The following is a 15505-nucleotide window of genomic DNA, read 5'->3' as shown; positions in this document are numbered from 1 at the left end:
GAATCCGACGGCGGGGGCCGTCAGCAGTTCAGGACTGCGGAGTGATCCGGCAAACGCCGGACCTACTACTTGCCTGCGACTACGTCGAGTTCGATCACAGCGGCAACGTCGTCGTGCAGACGGACGTTGGCCTGGTAGGAACCGACCGACTTGATGTGAGCCGGCAGTTCAACCTTGCGCTTGTCGATGCTGCCAAGGCCTGCGGCCTCAACAGCGTCGGCGACGTCGGCCTGCTTGACCGTGCCGAACAGGCGGCCGCTTTCGCCGGCCTTGACAACCAGCTTGACCGGCTTGGCGGACAGAGCGGCGGCCTGCTTCTGAGCATCTTCCAGGGAAGCGTGCTCGCGGGCAGCGCGGGCAGCCTTGATGGACTCAACCTGCTTCTCGCCACCCTTCGACCAGGTCAGGGCGAAACCGCGGGGCAGCAGGTAGTTACGTGCGTAACCGTCCTTGACCTCGACGACGTCGCCAGCAGCACCGAGACCGGTTACTTCGTGGGTCAGAATGAGCTTTGCCATGTTAGTTAATCCCTTTCCTTAGCCCCGGCCAGCGCCGGAGTAGGGCAGCAGGGCAACTTCGCGGGCGTTCTTGATTGCCTGGGCGATCTTGCGCTGTTCCTGCACCGTGACGCCAGTGACGCGACGGGCGCGGATCTTTCCGCGGTCGGAGATGAACTTGCGCAGCAATGCTACGTCCTTGTAGTCGATGACGGTGATGTCAGCGGCCTTCAAGGGGTTGGACTTTGGTTTGGGCTTACGGAGTTCAGCCTTAGCCATCGTGGAGCTCCTATTCTAGGGAGCCCGTGAATCGTGATCCACGGGATGGTGGTGGCCCGACCGCGGCAGGAGCAGAGCGTGCCGGATGGAACGCTTTGGCGGATGCTGCGCCGGACCTTTGTTTTGTTGTTTAGAAGGGAGGTTCGGAATCCGGGCCGTTGCCCCATCCGCCGCCAGCGTTGCTGACCCCGGGCGTGGCCCACGGGTCCTCCTGCTGCGCTGCGGGCTGGTTGCCGCCCCAGCTTCCTCCGGTGTTGCCGCCCTGGTTTGCACCCTGGCCGCCACCGAATCCACCGCCACCGAATCCGCCACTGTTGCCGCCGCCGAAACCGCCCTGGCCGCCGGAGCGCTGGGTGCGGTTGACCTTGGCATTGGCGTAACGCAGGCTCGGGCCGATTTCGTCGACTTCGAGCTCGATAACGGTGCGCTTCTCGCCTTCCTTTGTTTCGTAGGAACGGCTCTTCAGGCGGCCGGAAACAATCACGCGGGTGCCCTTGGTGAGGGACTCGGCGACGTTTTCTGCTGCCTCGCGCCATACCGAAGCACGGAGGAACAGGGTTTCCCCGTCCTTCCATTCATTGGACTGGCGATCGAAGGTGCGAGGCGTGGACGCGATGGTGAAGTTCGCTACTGCCGAACCTGACGGTGTGAACCTCAGTTCGGGGTCATTGGTGAGATTACCGATGACCGTAATAGTGGTTTCGCCTGCCATCTACTGCCTCCTTGTTCGTTCCTGCGGGGTAAAGAATGAAAGTTGGGAGCTGAAATTACTCAGCAACAACCTTCTGCTCTTCGGGGCGGATGATCTTGGTGCGCATGATGGTCTCGTTGAGACCCAGCTGGCGGTCAAGTTCCTTGGCGGTAGCCGGCGTCGCGGTGAAGTTCACCACGGCGTAGATACCTTCGGACTTCTTCTTGATGTCGTAAGCCAGACGGCGACGGCCCCAGATGTCAACCTTTTCGATGGTTCCACCATCGTTCGTGATGACGTTCAGGAACTTCTGAAGCGACGGCTCTACGGTACGCTCTTCGACCTCGGGGTCGATGATTACCATCAATTCGTAAGGACGCATATGTGAACCCACCTCCTTTGGGCTAAGCGGTTACGGTATTTCCGTAACAGGAGGTTCATTTGCGATGCCGTACGCGCCCACATCCAAAAATGGACCAGGGCGCAGCACAGACTTCACTAGCTTAGTGCATCGGCGAGGAATTCCGCGATTCGGACAGCTCCAAGGCTACTGGGCCCGGCAGTGGGCAGGAAGTGCCGGCCCGGCTATGTGGACAACCTGCGCGGAATACTGGAGCCATGACGATTCTGAAATCCGTACTCCTGTTCGCCCTGGCTGCCGTGGCCGAGATTGGCGGAGCCTGGCTGATCTGGCAGGCCGTGCGGGAGGACAAGGCATGGTGGTGGGCCGGACTCGGAATCGTGGCGCTGGGGCTCTACGGTTTCGTGGCCGCCTTCCAGCCTGATGCCCACTTCGGCCGGGTGCTGGCTGCGTACGGCGGGGTCTTCATCGCCGGCTCCCTGGTGTGGGGCATGCTTCTGGACGGCTTCCGGCCCGACCGCTGGGACCTCATCGGTGCCGCCGTCTGCCTCATTGGCGTCGCCGTCATCATGTTCGCCCCCAGACAGGGCTGATCCCCACACAAAAACGATCCGCCCGGTTGGCCGTTACGGCCAACCGGGCGGATCGTTTGAAGAACAGGTACGGGACGTGATTACGACGCCGGCCCGGCCCCCACGCCTGCATCTTCGGCTTCCTGGGCGGCCGTTTCGCGGTCGGCGGTGGACGTTGCGGAGGCGGCGTCCGCCTCAGCCTTCCCGCGACCGCCCTTGCGGTAACGCCACACACCGATGCCGACCACCACGACAGCCAGGGCCACGGAGAGCAGGAGCGACTCACGGGTGGAGTCCAGGATCACCATGCCGATGATGAGCGCCACGATGCTGCCGATCGCCAGCCAGGTGAGGTAGGGGAAGAACCACATCTTCAGCGTCAGGTCCTTGGCTGCAGCCCCCATCCGGCGGCGCAGCACCAGCTGGGACGTGGCAATGACCAGCCAGACGAACAGCGCGATGGCGCCGGAGGTGTTCACCAGGAACAGGAAGACTGTCTCGGGGGCGATGTAGTTCAGACCCACGGTGACGAAGCCGACCACGGTGGAGGCCAGCACCGCCGCGGCGGGCACGCCGCGCTTGGAGATGCGGGTCCACGACTTCGGGGCGTCGCCGCGCTTCGAGAGCGAGAACAGCATGCGGCTGGCCGTGTAGAGGCCCGAGTTCAGGCAGGACAGCACCGAAGTCAACACCACGACGTCCATGATGGTGCCCGCGCCGGGGATCCCGAACAGCTCGATGACCGCGACGTACGGGCTCTTGGCCACGTTGGCGGAGTTCCAGGGCAGCAGCGTGACAACAATCGCGATGGAGCCGATGTAGAACACGAGGATGCGCCAGACCGTGGACCTGACGGCCTTCTTAACCGCCTCGACCGGGTTTTCGGATTCACCGGCGGCGATGGTGGCGATCTCCGCCCCGAAGAACGCGAAGACCACCACGAGGATTCCGGCCAGCACGGCTCCCGGGCCGTTGGGCAGGAAACCGCCGTTGCCCGTCAGGTTGCTCAGGCCCGGCGCCGGAACGCCCGGAACCAGGCCCAGGATCGCGGCCACCCCGAAAAGGAGGAACAGGATGATGGCCGTGACCTTGATGGAGGCGAACCAGAACTCGAACTCCCCGTAGGACTTCACCGAGCCCAGGTTGGTCAGCGTGAGCAGGACCATGAGCGCCAGGGCCCAGACCCACTGGTCGATGCCGGGCACCCAGCGGTGCATGATCGCGGCGCCGGCCGTGGCTTCGATGCCCAGCACGATGATCCAGAACCACGCATAGAGCCAGCCGATGCTGAAGCCCGCCCAGCGGCCCAGCGCCTTGTCCGCGTAGGTGGAGAAGGATCCGGTTTCGGGGTTCGCGGCCGCCATCTCGCCCAGCATCCGCATGACCAGGATGACCACGATGCCTGCGGCCATGTAGGCCAGCAGGATGCCGGGGCCGGCCTGCTGAATGGCCGCGCCGGAGCCGACGAACAGGCCGGCGCCGATGACGCCCGCGATGGCGATCATCGACAGGTGCCGGGGCTTTAGGGATTTCGACAGTTGTTGGTCAGCGTGCATGGCTGCGCCATCCTCGTTTTGATTGCAGGTTTTGGGCGGTGGCCGGGCGGCAGGGTCTGTGCCGGGGACCACACTGTGCGTTTCACACTAAGCGAGCCGCGGGTTACTCCGGGCTGTGCAATCAACCAGTTTAGGGGAGGTCAAAACGGGCATCCTCCCAAGCGCGGACATTAGGATGCAACAAAGGTTGCCCAGTAGGCAATTTTGTAACGACGGCGAAACTTGGTGCCTCGCCGCTACGCGTGCGCCGGGGCTCCGAAGAACAGCTCAGCCACCCGGGCCAGGCGGTGCGGATCCTCGACGCCGCAGAGCTCCCTGGCCGAGTGCATCGACAGCAGGGGAACACCCACGTCCACGGTCCTGATGCCGAGCCGGGTGGCCGTCAGCGGGCCGATCGTGGAACCGCACGGCATCACGTTGTTGGAGACAAACTCCTGGAAGGGAACCCCGGCCGCGGCACACAGCCGCGCCCAGAGCGCAGCCCCGGCGGCATCGGTGGCGTACCGCTGGTTGGCGTTGATTTTGAGCAGCGGCCCGCCGTTGAGGACGGGGCGGTTGACGGGGTCGTGCCGTTCGGCATAGTTGGGGTGGACGGCGTGGCCCGCGTCGGCAGAAACACAGAACGACGCCGCGAACGCCTGCCGCCGCTGGCTCGCCGAGGCGCCCAGCCCGTCCGAGATCCGGACCAGAATGTCTTCCAGAACCGGCCCGCAGGCCCCCGACCGGGACGCCGAACCGATTTCCTCATGGTCGAAGGCGGCGAGCACCGCAATCGGTGCGGTTCCCCCCGACCCCGCCGGGCCGCCGTCGGAAGCGCCAGCGTGCGCGATCAGTGCCGTGATCCCGGCGTGGGTGGCGGACAGGTTGTCCAGGCGCCCGGAGGCGAAGAACTCACCCTTGACCCCGAAAACCGCAGGCGGCTGCGTGTCCGCGATGACGACGTCGTACCCGCCGATCCCGGCCGGGTCGACAGGTGCGCCCCCGCCGGAAACCCGCTCGGCCAGCACCGCCAGCAGGTCCTCGCCGGCAGGGTCGCCGAGCCCGAACACCGGGTTCATGTGCTGCTGCTTGTCGAGGGTGAGGCCGTCGTTCACGCCCCGGTCCAGGTGGATGGCCAGCTGCGGAAAGCGCAGCAGCGGCCCGGTGGCGGTCAGGTGCTGCGTGCCGTCGAGCATCACGAGCCGCCCGGCCAGCTGAAGTTCCCGGTCCAGCCACGAGTTCAGCAGCGGTCCGCCGTAGATCTCGACGCCGGCCTGGAGCCAGCCGTACCGGCCGGTGGTCGGCTTGGGCTTGAGCTTGAACGACGGCGAATCCGTGTGGGCGCCCAGGATGTTGAAGCCGCTGGTGGGCCCGGCGCCTTCGGGCGTGACCCAGGCAATCAGCGCACCGTCGCGGACGACGTAGAACTTCCCTGCCGTGGCATCCCAGGGCTGCAGCTCGTCCAGGCCGGTGAAGCCTGCCTCCGTGAGGCGCCGGGCGCCCTCCTGGGCGGCGTGAAAGCTCGACGGCGAGGCGCTGACGTAGTCGCCCAGGTCCCGGATGTGCTCTGCTGCGGAGGAGTGGAGAGGCATGGCTCCGAGTCTAGCGCTGCCCTAGATCGTGACGTTCAGCCCCGCCGTGTAGCCGCCGGAGACGGAACCGGTCATGGTGGCCAGCTGGTAGATGCCGCCGTCGTCGCCGAACACGTTGTCCGACTGCAGCGTGGTGTTGGGGAAATTCCGGGCGCTGGTTTCGTAGCCCGCGGAGGCATAGACCTGGCGGCAGGCGGCGTCGGTCAGGGCGATCTGCGAGACAGCAAGCACCTGGCCTGCCGCCGTGGCGTTGTTCATGGACTCGAACACTTCGAAGTGGATGTGCGGCCAGCGGCCGTTGTAGGCGCCCGGGTAGATGGTCTTGAAGGTGACCTGCCCGTTGGCGTCCGCCTCCTGCACGCCGCGCAGGAAATTCTCGTTTTCCAGACCCGAATCGTAGAGCGAGTACCGCCCCTCCTTGTCGCAGTGCCAGGCGTAGACGGCCGCGCCGGCCAGCGGAACGCAGCCGTTGGCGTTGTCGAGCAGGCTAAGCGTGACTGTCAGCGGCACACCGTCAGCTTTCGTGCTGGATGTGCCGAAGCTTGAGGTGATGTCCTGCCGGACCACGCCGGAGGCTTCCAGGACGTTCGGTCCGTTGGAGCCGTCGCCGGGGTACGGTCCGGCCGTCTCCTGTGGAATTTCGACGCCGCATTCGACGATCGCACGGGTCACGGTGGGGGACGCAGAAGCCGAGGCGGTTGCGGAAGCTGCCGGCGCCGCCGTCGTTGTGGTGGCGGTGGCCGTGGTGCTTGCAGTTTCGCTGGCGGAAGCCGACGGCGATCCCGACGGTGCGGGCGATGACCCGCCTGGCGTGCACGCCGCCAGAGCTGCCGCCGTGCCGGCGCCGAGGAACATGCCCAGCGACCGTCGGGACATCAGCGTGGAGAGATCGAATTCGAGGCCGCGGTCATGGTTGGGGTGCGGCTCGTGCCGTGGCTGCTGTCCATCGGGTCTGCGGGGTGCGGTTGTCATGGCACCATCCAACTCCAGCGGGCTATGGCCTGCATAGGGCAGCGCTGTGCGGAAGCTGTGGAGCCTGTTTCAGTCAGTCGCCTCAGTAGTCCGGGTTGCTCGGGGTCACCAGGCCGGTCTCGTAGGCATAGACCACGGCCTGGACACGGTCCCGCAGGTGGAGCTTGGTCAGGATCCGCCGCACGTGTGTCTTCACCGTGGCCTCGGACAGGAAATAGCGGTGCGCGATCTCCGCATTGGACAGCCCTTCGGACATCGCTTCCAGCATCTCGGTTTCCCGTGGCGTCAGGTCCTCCAGCAGCGGGTCGCGTGGAGCGGGCACCGCGGCAGGCTGGGCCGCCATGTCCGGACCATCCGGCGCGGGGGCCGGTCCGGTGCCGCGGACGTACGTCTCAAGAAGCCGCTGGGTGACTCGGGGCGCCACCACCGCGTCTCCGCTGGCCACCACCCGCACGGCCTGGACCAGCTCCGCGGGTGCCACGTCCTTCAGCAGAAAGGCCGAGGCTCCGGCCTGGAGCCCGGCGAACGCGTACTCGTCCAGGTCGAAGGTGGTCAGGATGATGATCCTGGCACGCGAGCCTGAACCGGTGATGGCCCGGGTGGCCTCGATTCCGTCGAGTGTGGGCATGCGGACATCCATGAGCACGACGTCGGGATCGAGCTGGCCCACCTGGCGGACGGCGTCCGCACCGTCGGAGGCCTCACCCACCACCTCGAGGCCGTCCTCGCCCTCCAGAATGAGCCGGAAGCCCATCCGCAGCAGCGGCTGGTCATCCGCCAGCAGGACCCGGAGGCGCCCGGACTCGTTCATTCGTTCCCCCATTTGCCGTTCTCCAAGTTGCCGTCCCGCATCTTCCCGGCCAGCGTGTTGCCATTCAGTGCCAGGACCGCCCGCACACGCCAGCCGCCGCCGGCCACGGGCCCCGCCTCCACCGTACCGCCGTAGATTCCGGCCCGTTCCTTCATTCCGGTCAGGCCCTGTCCCGTCCCGCCGGGGATGACGGCGTCAACGGTGCCCCGGCCGTCGTCGAGCACTTCAATGGTGACCGTGGAATCCTCGCGCACCACCAGCACGTCCACCCGGCCCAGTGCCCGGCCGTAGCGCAGCACGTTGGTGAGCGATTCCTGCACGATCCGGTACACGGTCAGCTGGAGGGCCACGTCTTCCGGCAGCGCCGGGCCCGTGTGCGAGTAGTGGACCGGAAGGCCGGCGGTCCGGAAGCCGTCCAGCAGCTTCCCTAGGCTGGCGCCGTCCGTGAGCGGCTCACGGGGCGCCTGGCCGGCGGCCGCGTCATCCCGCAGGACGCCGAGCACCCGGCGCATGTCCGTCAGGGCGGCGCGGCCGGTACGGGACAGCTCAGCGAGCACCTCCGCCGCGCGTTCAGGATCCCTGCGGACCACGACGGCGGCCCCGTCAGACAGGGCGACCATGACGGTCAGCGAATGGGCCACGACGTCGTGCATCTCCCGGGCGATCCTGTTGCGTTCGTTAACCGAGCCCAGGCGGGCAGCCTGGGCCGCCCACGCCGCAACTTCCTGCTCATGCTCACGCCGCTGGCGGACAGAAATGCCGATACCGGTGGCGATGATGTTGGAAAACGCGATGCTGGTGCCCGCGGCAATGCTGGTCACCAGATGGAACTCTTCGGGCGAGGCGGACGCGTTGGGCAGCTCCCGTTCAAGCGGCCCCACGGCGGCCAGGAAGTACAGCAGGGCCAGCGGCGCGCTGGCCACGGCCATCGTGACCAGGGAAAAGCGGCGGGTATGGACCACGGCCACCGCGTAGAGCGAGAACCACAGTCCGGCAGAAACATTGGATCCCCACGGGTGGAGCAGGCTCACGCCAACCTCAGCCACCGCAATGAACACCACCACGGCCACCGGGCACCGGCGCCGCAGGAACAGGGACAGCGCCACGGCGGCCAGCAACCCGACAGCGGCCCACCGGCCCGCGTTCACGGCGTCGACCACAGTGGGCACCACCAGCAGCGCATAGCAGGCGACGACCACCGCATCCATCACCCGCGGACGCCGGTGGAGGTAGCGCCGGAGCCGGCCCCGACGACGGGCAGCAAGCTCGGCGAAGGACGCGTCAGCCGGGGTGGCTAACGCGTCCTTCACGGCAAAGGTGTCAATCATGGGCAGAGCCTGGGTGCGGCTAGACGTCCCGTTTCTTCAGCAGGATCATGGCCAGCACCACCGGCACCGCCACCCAGGCGCCCAGCACGAGAGCGGCCTGCCAGACTTCGAGCGTGTCCGGGACGTGCTCCACGGCGGTCATTGGAGTGATCGTGTTGCCGGGGAGGTATTTGCGGGCCTCCTCGAAGAAGTCACCCGGAATGAGCTGGAACGCGATCGGTGCCACGAAGAACAGGCCAACGAGGGCCATGATGCCGCCGGCTGAGTTCCGGAGCAGCGTCCCGAGCGCCATGCCGATTGCGGCCACCGCGGCCACGTAGGCGCTGGTGACGAGCAGCAGCTTGACCGACTGCGAGCTGGCGAGGTCGAGTTTGAGATCGAAGTTGTCCAGGATCGGCACCGCCACCAAGCCGGCGATGTAGGTGGACACCGCAGTCAGGACAAAGGCGCTGACGATCACCACCACGAGCTTGGCGACGAACGCCGGCAGCCTCTTGGGTACGGCCGCGAAGGTGGAGCGGGCCATGCCGGTGGTGAACTCCGAACTCATGAGCAGGACGCCCAGTGAACCCAGGATCAGCTGCGCAAAGGATACGCCGGAGGTGGGGACCGTGACGGCGAGGTCACCGCCCTGTGCCGCGATGGCTGCGGCCGCTTCCGGATCGGAGCTGGCCTGGTCCGCGAACTGGCCTGTTCCCCAGGCGGACAGTGCTCCGAAGCCAACCATGACGACGGCCGTCGAAGCGAGCAAAATCATTGTGGACAGAAGCGTGCGGAACTTGATGAATTCGGAGTTCAGGACCCGGAAGAAGCTTGGACCGGGCCCCGGGCTTGCTACGTTGCGGGCGGCGGCCCGGCCGGAACGGGCGGCAGGCTGGGTGGAAGTCGATGTGCTCATGGCGTTAGTTGCCTCCGGACTGGGCGGGAACCGGGGCTCCCGTGGTGATCAGCGAGTGGTATTCGACCTCGTCCTTGGTCAGCTCCATGTAGGCCTCTTCGAGGCTCGCCTGGAGCGGGGTGAGTTCGTAGATCAGGACGTGGTTGTCCAGGGCGATGCGGGCGATCTGGCGGGGATCGAGGCCCGTGACCTCAAGGAGTTCGTGGTCCTGCAGCTCCACCGAGACCCCGGTTCCGGCGAGGACGTTCATGAGCCGGTCGGGCTGGTCGGAGCGCACCCGCGTCCGGCTCTGGCCCTTGCCCGTGATGATGTCCTGAATGGGCGCGTCGGCGATGATCTTTCCGCGGCCGATTACGATCAGGTGGTCGGCGGTCAGGGCCATCTCGCTCATCAGGTGGCTGGAGAGGAACACCGTGCGCCCCTCGGAGGCCAGGTACTTCACGAGGTTCCGCACCCAGACCACGCCTTCCGGATCGAGGCCGTTGACCGGTTCGTCCAAAATGATGGTCTGCGGATCGCCGAGGAGTGCGGCGGCGATGCCCAGCCGCTGGCCCATGCCCAGGGAGAAACCCTTGACCTTCTTCCGGGCTACGTCCGCGAGGCCTGTCATGTCGATGACCTCGTGCACCCGTTTCCGCGGGATGCTGTGGGTGGCGGCCATGGCCAGCAGGTGGTTGTACGCCGAGCGGCTCGTGTGGACGGCCTTGGCGTCCAGCAGCGCCCCGATTTCGCGCAGCGGTGCAGTGTGCCGGGCGAACGGCACGCCGTTGACGGTGACCGTTCCCGCCGTCGGGGTGTCCAGGCCCATGATCATGCGCATGGTGGTTGACTTGCCGGCCCCGTTGGGTCCCAGGAAGCCGGTGACCTGCCCGGCTTGGACGGTGAAACTGACGCCGCCGACGGCGGTTTTGTCGCCGTAGACCTTCGTCAGGCCTTCTGCCTCAATCATGGAAGCTTTCCTTTGCGTAGCTGCGGGCGTGCTGTCTGGTGTGCACGTTCCACGCTACCGACGCCGCCTGCCGAATTCGCCGGTCTCAGGGATGATTCAGGGGTGAATCAGGGTTCCGGCATCATCCGGTGGGATGAGCGGCCGGCGGTCAGCGACCCGGGGTCAGCTGCCTTCCGCCGGTGAGTAGTAACGCAGGGCTGCGCGCTTCAGCGTGAACTCAGCGGCACGGACGCCGGGCATGGTTTCGCCGTCCACGGCAAGCACCATGGGGGCTGTGCCACACTCCACGCGGACGCGGGTGGCTTCGGTGAGGTGGGTGATCCGGGACGTCGCCACTGTGCCGGTCAGCACCGACCAGAGCATCCGCAGCCGGGCGAAGGACTCGTCGGCGGTCATCATCCTGACGTCAAGCACGCCGTCGTCCAGCACGGGGCGGAAGAGCGGGGCGTGATCCCGCGGGTAGTAGCGGCCACGGCCCAGGTACATGATCCACAGCCTGTGCCGGACGCCGTTGACGATCAGCGTGATCGGCTTCTCCACGGCGAAGGTCCGGAACATCGCCATGACGCCGGCGAGCGGCTTCCCCAGGGCGGGCTGCAGGTGTTCGCGGCGCCGCACCAGGTTGGGGTACAGCCCGATGCTCGCCGTGTTGAGCATGATGAGCTCCACCTTCTCGGGATCGTCCGCGAGGCCGCGTTCCACAGCCACGGCACCCACGTCCGCCAGCGCGGCTTCGCCGCGTTCCGCCGCTGCCACCGCTTCCACCAGGGAGGGGGTTCCGGCGTCGCGGGCGAAGTGGTTGAGGGTTCCCCCGGCCAGCACCAGCAGGGGGAGATCATGTTCGACGGCGGCAGCCGCGGCAGTGCCCACCGTGCCGTCCCCGCCCCACACCCCGAGTGCGCGGATGCCCGGGACAGTGGCTGCCTCCGCCATCCGCTGGGCTACGTTGTCCTCGGGTGCCATCAGCGTTATATGAGCGAGTGGGAATACTTCCTTCAGGGCGGCCGCTGTTTCTTCCGTGAAGGATCCGCCCAGCGTGTTCACCGAGATGCTCAGGCCTGCGCCCTGCGGGACTTTGGCGACGTCCACCCGCCGCCTGGAAGTGGCAGGCATGGGCGGCCGGACCGGCCACCACTTCCTCGTCACGAGGGCTGCGCCCGCCCCGATAGCGGAACCGAACAGCACATCGGAGGGCCAGTGGGCTCCTGTATGCACCCTGGAGTATGCAACGCCGGCGGCCAACGGGGCCACCACTGCTCCGAGCACCGGCTGCACCAGTCCGGTGCCGAGGGCGAACGCCACCGCGGAGGCCGAGTGCCCCGACGGCATGGACGAGCTGGTGGGCTGCGGATGGACAAAGCGGAACACCGGCAAGTGCTCCGGCAGCGGCCGGGCCCGGGGCAGCAGGGTCTTGAAAACGAGGTTGGTTACGGCCGACGCAACTCCCTGGGCCAGCAGCCCGTGCACCGCCGCGCGCCTGGTGCGTCCCGGGATGGCAGCAGCCACGGCCGCGACGCCGAACCAGAGCTTCCCCTTGTTGGCCGAGGCCGAAAGCCGCCGGAAAAAGGTGTCATGGTGCCCGCCCGGAAAGCCCGAGACGGCCCGCATCAGCGTGCGGTCGAGGGCGGCAACCCGTCCGGGTCCGCGGCGCAGCATTCGTCGCATTTCCCCACCCTACCGCCCGGTATCGGCAGCGGCTGGGAATCCTGACCCTTCCTCACCTCCCGTCGCCTTTCCCCAAACGCTCCCTCACCTCCCGTCGCCTTTCCCCAAACGCTCCCTCACCTCCCGCCCCCTTTCCCCAAACGCTCCCTCACTTCCCGTCGCCTTTCCCCAAACGCTCCCTCACCTCCCGTCCCCAGACGGGGGCATGCACAACCGGGGGACATCGATAGAGTTGTCGGATGACTACCACCCAGCAGCTCACCGGCCGGCAGGTGTCGGCCGCGGCATTGGCAACGTTCATTATTTTCGGCGCCAACGGCCTGGTCTTTGCCAGCTGGGCGGCCCGCATTCCGGCGGTCACGGAGATTCTCCGGATATCGTCCGGGCAGATGGGAACGCTGCTGCTGTGCACGGCCGTTGGCTCACTCATTGCCCTACCCACCGCCGGCCGTGTCATCAACCGAATCGGCGCCGCCAACAGCGTTCGCGCCAGCGGTTTCCTGGCCGCCTTGGCCAGCGTGGGCATTGCCGTGTCGCTGCTCGCTCAATCAGTGCCGGGCACCGCGATCGCGCTCTTCTTCTTCGGTATGGGCGTCGGGCTGTGGGATGTTTCCCAAAACGTTGAAGGGGCCGACGTCGAGCACCGGCTGCGCAAGACTGTCATGCCAAAGTTCCACGCGGCGTTCAGCGGCGGCGCTTTCCTTGGCGCCTTGATCGGGGCAGGGCTGTCTGGACTGGGCGTGGGCCTGCCGCAGCACTTGCTGGTCATCGCCGCCACCGTGGCGGTGCTGACCTTCGTCACGCCCCGCTACTTCCTGCCGCATGCCGCTCCCGAGCAGCCGGCCGACGGCGACCCCGGGGCTCCGCGGGGTCCGTCGGCATGGCGCGACGGCCGGACGCTGATGATAGGCGTGGTGGTGCTGGGTGCAACGCTGACCGAGGGTGCGGGCAACGACTGGATCGCCAAGGCGTCCGTCGACGGCCTGGCAACCTCCGAGTCAACCGGTGCACTGCTCTTCGCCCTCTTCGTCCTGGCCATGACTGCCATGCGCTTCGTCGGCGGCACTGTCATCGACAAGTACGGTCGCGTAGCCGTGCTCCGCGGCAGCATGGCGACAGCAGCCGCGGGTCTGGCCCTGTTCGTGTTCGCCGGCAACCTATGGTTGGCCGCCGTTGGCGCTGCGCTGTGGGGGTTAGGGGCAGCGCTGGCGTTCCCCATGGGAATGTCCGCCGCTGCAGACGATCCCCGGCATGCGGCAGCCAGGGTCTCAGTGGTTTCCACGATCGGCTACGTGGCGTTCCTGGCCGGGCCCCCGCTGCTCGGGTACCTCGGAGACCTGACCGGCATCCATCTGGCATTGCTGGCCATCGGGGCTCCGATCCTGGTGGCCCTGTTGCTCGCGGGCGCTGCCAAGCCTCTGCCAGCCAGGCAATAGATCACTTCCGACGGCGGACGGCCCACCCGGCGGAGCGGACCGGGCTCACCGTAGCGCGCGGAGACTGCGGGAGGGTTTCCGGCTCACCGTAGCGCGCGGAGACTGCGGGAGGGTTTCCGGCTCAGCGGGCGCGCTCCACCCGCTTCTCGTCCCAGACCGGCTCGGCGGACTCGTACACCTTACCGTCGGAGCCGAAGACGAGGAAGCGGTCGAAGGTCCGGGAGAACCAGCGGTCGTGCGTGACAGCAAGGACCGTTCCCTCGAAGTGGTCGATGGCCCGCTCCAGCGCCTCCGCCGAGTGGAGGTCGAGGTTGTCCGTGGGCTCATCCAGCAGCAGCAGCGTGGCGCCGGAGAGCTGCAGCAGGAGGATCTGGAACCGCGCCTGCTGGCCACCGGACAGCGAATCGTATTTCTGTTCCGACTGTCCCGCCAGCCCGTAGCCGTCCAGTGCGCCCGCAGCGGCCTCGCGGCCCAGGCCGGAACGGTGTTCGTCGCCGCGGTGAAGGATGTCCAGCAGCGAGCGGTTCATAAGGTCAGGCCGGACGTGGGTCTGGGCAAAGAACCCGGGGCGGATACGGGCGCCGAGTTTCACGGTGCCCTCGTGGGGCACTTCGGCGATTTCGACGTCGGACACCGGAAGGTGCTCCCGCTCCGGATCCGTGCCGCCGGTGGCGAGCAGCCGCAGGAAGTGTGACTTGCCGGAACCGTTGGAGCCGAGCACGCCCACCCGGTCCCCGAGCCAGATCTCCGTGGAGAAGGGCTTCATGAGGCCGGTCAGCTCCAGTTTTTCGGCCACGACGGCGCGCTTAGCGGTCCGCCCGCCCTTGAGCCGCATCTGGACGTTCTGCTCAATAGGCAGGGCCTCCGGCGGCCCGGCCTCAAGGAACTTGGCCAGGCGGGTCTGGGCTGCCTGGTAGCGGTTGGCCATGTCCGAGCGGAAGGCTGCCTTGTTCTTGTACATGTTGACGAGTTCCTTGAGCTTGGCGTGCTCCTCGTCCCAGCGCTTGCGAAGCTCCTCGAAGCGCGCGTTCCGGTCCGCCCGTGCCTCAACGTAGGAGCCGAATCCGCCGCCATGAATCCAGGCTCCCGCACCATTGATGCCCGGCTCGAGCGTGACAATACGGCCGGCCGCATTGTTCAGGAGCTCTCGGTCGTGGCTGATGAAGAAGACTGTTTTCCTGGAATCGTTGAGCTTGTCCTCGAGCCAGCGCTTGCCGGGGACATCCAGATAGTTGTCCGGTTCGTCGAGGAGCAGCAGTTCGTCGGGACCGGCAAAGAGCGCCTCCAGTACCAGCCGCTTCTGTTCGCCGCCGGACAGCGTCGACGCGCGGCGGTGCTGGGCGCGGTCAAAGGGCAGGCCCAGCGCGGCCATGCAGACCTCGTCCCAGACGGTCTCGACGTCATACCCGCCGGCATCTCCCCAGTCCACGATGGCCTGGGCGTAGCGCATCTGGGTGGGCTCGTCGTCGTGCTCCATCATGGCCAGTTCGGCCTCATCCACGGCGCGGGCGGCGTCCGACAGCGCCGGCGGGGCGGCGGAAACCAGGAGGTCGCGGACGGTGGAGTCGTCGCGGACCTGCCCCACGAACTGCCGCATGATGCCCATGTTGCCGGAGCGGCCGATGACGCCCTCGTCCGGGGTCAGGTCACCGGCGATGATGCGGAACAGGGTGGTTTTGCCGGTCCCGTTGGGTCCGATCAGCGCCGTCTTGGTGCCGTCCGGAACCTTGAAGGTCACCCCGTTGAGCAGCTGGGTGCCGTCGGAGAGGAAGTAGTCGATGCCGGAAACGTCAATATGGGCCACCGGGTAATTCTCCCACGCCCCGCCCGCCGGAGTTTTTGTCCAGATATCGTGCCCAAATAGGGGGCAAAGTCGCGACAAATGGACAAAAACTCCGGCGTACTCCGGCGTAATGGGG

General features: G+C 66.8%; 15 protein-coding genes. 2 read left to right on the top strand and 13 right to left on the bottom strand.

Annotated elements, in window-relative coordinates; all coding sequences use genetic code 11:
• Nucleotides 1–65 precede the first annotated feature (65 nt).
• From rplI to rpsF, 4 genes are all read right to left on the bottom strand, one after another.
• The gene (rplI, locus tag ACFQ50_RS07415; RefSeq protein ID WP_076799464.1) at nucleotides 66–518 is read right to left on the bottom strand and encodes a 50S ribosomal protein L9; all 453 of its coding nucleotides are present in this window, start codon (nucleotides 516–518) and stop codon (nucleotides 66–68) included.
• 18 nt (nucleotides 519–536) lie between these two features.
• Nucleotides 537–776: a 30S ribosomal protein S18 gene (gene rpsR, locus ACFQ50_RS07410; RefSeq protein WP_003800144.1), complete on the bottom strand. Its 240-nt coding sequence runs from the start codon at nucleotides 774–776 to the stop codon at nucleotides 537–539.
• A 130-nt stretch (nucleotides 777–906) separates the two neighbouring features.
• The gene (locus ACFQ50_RS07405) at nucleotides 907–1488 is read right to left on the bottom strand and encodes a single-stranded DNA-binding protein (RefSeq protein WP_377994879.1); all 582 of its coding nucleotides are present in this window, start codon (nucleotides 1486–1488) and stop codon (nucleotides 907–909) included.
• A 55-nt stretch (nucleotides 1489–1543) separates the two neighbouring features.
• Nucleotides 1544–1849 (bottom strand): 30S ribosomal protein S6, encoded by a 306-nt coding sequence (gene rpsF, locus ACFQ50_RS07400; protein WP_003800148.1) that lies wholly within the window; start codon nucleotides 1847–1849, stop codon nucleotides 1544–1546.
• A 236-nt stretch (nucleotides 1850–2085) separates the two neighbouring features.
• Between rpsF and ACFQ50_RS07395 the strand changes: the two genes are divergently transcribed.
• Nucleotides 2086–2421 carry a YnfA family protein gene (locus ACFQ50_RS07395; protein WP_377994878.1) on the top strand — a complete coding sequence of 112 codons (336 nt, stop codon included), beginning with the start codon at nucleotides 2086–2088 and terminating at the stop codon, nucleotides 2419–2421.
• Between the two features lie 80 nt (nucleotides 2422–2501).
• Here ACFQ50_RS07395 and ACFQ50_RS07390 read toward each other — a convergent pair whose 3' ends face one another.
• The 8 genes from ACFQ50_RS07390 to ACFQ50_RS07355 form a co-directional block, all read right to left on the bottom strand.
• A complete protein-coding gene (locus ACFQ50_RS07390; RefSeq protein ID WP_377994877.1) occupies nucleotides 2502–3956 on the bottom strand; it encodes an amino acid permease in 1455 nt (484 codons plus the stop codon).
• A gap of 236 nt (nucleotides 3957–4192) precedes the next feature.
• A complete protein-coding gene (locus ACFQ50_RS07385; protein WP_377994876.1) occupies nucleotides 4193–5527 on the bottom strand; it encodes a M18 family aminopeptidase in 1335 nt (444 codons plus the stop codon).
• A 21-nt stretch (nucleotides 5528–5548) separates the two neighbouring features.
• The gene (locus ACFQ50_RS07380; protein ID WP_377994875.1) at nucleotides 5549–6499 is read right to left on the bottom strand and encodes an intradiol ring-cleavage dioxygenase; all 951 of its coding nucleotides are present in this window, start codon (nucleotides 6497–6499) and stop codon (nucleotides 5549–5551) included.
• Between the two features lie 82 nt (nucleotides 6500–6581).
• Nucleotides 6582–7310, bottom strand: a complete 729-nt coding sequence (locus ACFQ50_RS07375; protein ID WP_377994874.1) for a response regulator — start codon at nucleotides 7308–7310, stop codon at nucleotides 6582–6584.
• Nucleotides 7307–8638: a sensor histidine kinase gene (locus ACFQ50_RS07370; protein ID WP_377994873.1), complete on the bottom strand. Its 1332-nt coding sequence runs from the start codon at nucleotides 8636–8638 to the stop codon at nucleotides 7307–7309. Before ACFQ50_RS07370 ends, ACFQ50_RS07375 begins: the two co-directional genes overlap by 4 nt.
• Nucleotides 8639–8657: 19 nt before the next feature.
• Complete coding sequence (locus tag ACFQ50_RS07365; protein ID WP_377994872.1) at nucleotides 8658–9536, bottom strand: ABC transporter permease; 879 nt, start codon at nucleotides 9534–9536, stop codon at nucleotides 8658–8660.
• Between the two features lie 4 nt (nucleotides 9537–9540).
• Entirely contained in the window at nucleotides 9541–10485 is a 945-nt protein-coding gene (locus tag ACFQ50_RS07360) for an ABC transporter ATP-binding protein (RefSeq protein WP_377994871.1), read from the bottom strand.
• A gap of 162 nt (nucleotides 10486–10647) precedes the next feature.
• Nucleotides 10648–12150 carry a bifunctional phosphatase PAP2/diacylglycerol kinase family protein gene (locus ACFQ50_RS07355; protein ID WP_377994870.1) on the bottom strand — a complete coding sequence of 501 codons (1503 nt, stop codon included), beginning with the start codon at nucleotides 12148–12150 and terminating at the stop codon, nucleotides 10648–10650.
• A 239-nt stretch (nucleotides 12151–12389) separates the two neighbouring features.
• Here ACFQ50_RS07355 and ACFQ50_RS07350 point away from each other — a divergent pair, with 239 nt between their 5' ends.
• Nucleotides 12390–13586, top strand: coding sequence for an MFS transporter (locus ACFQ50_RS07350; protein WP_377994869.1), 1197 nt, complete (start codon nucleotides 12390–12392; stop codon nucleotides 13584–13586).
• 121 nt (nucleotides 13587–13707) lie between these two features.
• On the opposite strand, the gene ACFQ50_RS07345 is transcribed toward ACFQ50_RS07350, so the two are convergent.
• On the bottom strand, nucleotides 13708–15390 hold the full coding sequence (locus tag ACFQ50_RS07345; protein ID WP_377994868.1) for an ABC-F family ATP-binding cassette domain-containing protein: 1683 nt from the start codon (nucleotides 15388–15390) through the stop codon (nucleotides 13708–13710).
• Nucleotides 15391–15505: the final 115 nt, after the last annotated feature.

Source organism: Arthrobacter sp. NPDC056493 (assembly GCF_042795115.1).
Lineage (GTDB): Bacteria > Actinomycetota > Actinomycetes > Actinomycetales > Micrococcaceae > Arthrobacter.
This window is presented reverse-complemented; position numbering and strand designations above follow the sequence as displayed.

What these genes read in the sequence shown, in the direction of transcription:
- ACFQ50_RS07390 (WP_377994877.1), bottom strand. Translation starts at nt 3,956, where the DNA reads ATGCACGCTGACCAACAACTGTCGAAATCCCTAAAGCCCCGGCACCTG.
- rpsR (WP_003800144.1), bottom strand. Translation starts at nt 776, where the DNA reads ATGGCTAAGGCTGAACTCCGTAAGCCCAAACCAAAGTCCAACCCCTTG.
- ACFQ50_RS07365 (WP_377994872.1), bottom strand. Translation starts at nt 9,536, where the DNA reads ATGAGCACATCGACTTCCACCCAGCCTGCCGCCCGTTCCGGCCGGGCC.
- ACFQ50_RS07405 (WP_377994879.1), bottom strand. Translation starts at nt 1,488, where the DNA reads ATGGCAGGCGAAACCACTATTACGGTCATCGGTAATCTCACCAATGAC.
- ACFQ50_RS07395 (WP_377994878.1), top strand. Translation starts at nt 2,086, where the DNA reads ATGACGATTCTGAAATCCGTACTCCTGTTCGCCCTGGCTGCCGTGGCC.
- ACFQ50_RS07355 (WP_377994870.1), bottom strand. Translation starts at nt 12,150, where the DNA reads ATGCGACGAATGCTGCGCCGCGGACCCGGACGGGTTGCCGCCCTCGAC.
- ACFQ50_RS07370 (WP_377994873.1), bottom strand. Translation starts at nt 8,638, where the DNA reads ATGATTGACACCTTTGCCGTGAAGGACGCGTTAGCCACCCCGGCTGAC.
- ACFQ50_RS07350 (WP_377994869.1), top strand. Translation starts at nt 12,390, where the DNA reads ATGACTACCACCCAGCAGCTCACCGGCCGGCAGGTGTCGGCCGCGGCA.
- rpsF (WP_003800148.1), bottom strand. Translation starts at nt 1,849, where the DNA reads ATGCGTCCTTACGAATTGATGGTAATCATCGACCCCGAGGTCGAAGAG.
- ACFQ50_RS07360 (WP_377994871.1), bottom strand. Translation starts at nt 10,485, where the DNA reads ATGATTGAGGCAGAAGGCCTGACGAAGGTCTACGGCGACAAAACCGCC.
- rplI (WP_076799464.1), bottom strand. Translation starts at nt 518, where the DNA reads ATGGCAAAGCTCATTCTGACCCACGAAGTAACCGGTCTCGGTGCTGCT.
- ACFQ50_RS07380 (WP_377994875.1), bottom strand. Translation starts at nt 6,499, where the DNA reads ATGACAACCGCACCCCGCAGACCCGATGGACAGCAGCCACGGCACGAG.
- ACFQ50_RS07385 (WP_377994876.1), bottom strand. Translation starts at nt 5,527, where the DNA reads ATGCCTCTCCACTCCTCCGCAGCAGAGCACATCCGGGACCTGGGCGAC.
- ACFQ50_RS07375 (WP_377994874.1), bottom strand. Translation starts at nt 7,310, where the DNA reads ATGAACGAGTCCGGGCGCCTCCGGGTCCTGCTGGCGGATGACCAGCCG.